Raw genomic sequence first — 688 nt, forward strand, 5'->3', positions numbered from 1 at the left:
GGTTTTGATGGGGCGGAAGATGGCGAGTATTTGTCCTTAGACCCTCCTTATAGAAATGCTGGCCAGCCTATGCTCGATATATCAGAATTACGATTACTTCCCACAATCAGTAATGAAGACTTCAAAAAACTATTAGAGCATGTCACTGTATTGCCTCAGGGTTGGGCTCCCGTTAATGTAAATACTGCAACAGCGGAAGTTTTACAGAGTTTAAGTGAAACCCTTACTGATGCCCAGGCAGATAGCTTGGTAGAAGCTCGTCAGGATAAGGCCTGGAAGAATATTGACGAGTTTAAGGCTGAGACTTTAGTTGCGGATGGAAAAATAAACTTTAATTACATCGGGGTTCGATCTGACTTTTACGAGTTAGCGACCGAAGTGACACTTTCCGAGCGCACGGTCAGGTTAAGAAGTGTACTCTATCGGAGTAACGAAGACGGGTCTTTACAGGTTCTTAGTCGTAACCAGGGCCAAAAATATTTAATTACCAAAGAGCAAGTGGCGCTATAATAAAACGATTAGCGTCGTTCAAAACAGATAGAGTAAACTCATGCCAAATACATTGTTTGTAAGGCCACATAAAGTACATCAGGTAGAAGGAGCGTTATATTTAAGTTGCTCACCATGATATTGCTGGTGAGCAACTTAAATATGGCGCGCGTTCGAGTCTGGAAATAATCGATCAGAC

At 42.3% G+C, this 688-nt stretch carries 1 protein-coding gene; it reads left to right on the forward strand.

Going from position 1 to position 688, the window contains the following annotated elements; genetic code table 11:
- Positions 1 to 510, forward strand: a 510-nt coding sequence (gspK, locus tag A3763_RS23695; RefSeq protein WP_156495298.1) for a type II secretion system minor pseudopilin GspK, incomplete at its 5' end; no start/stop codon positions are given.
- Between the last annotated feature and the right edge of the window lie 178 nt (positions 511 to 688).

It is taken from the genome of Oleiphilus sp. HI0128 (assembly GCF_001635365.1).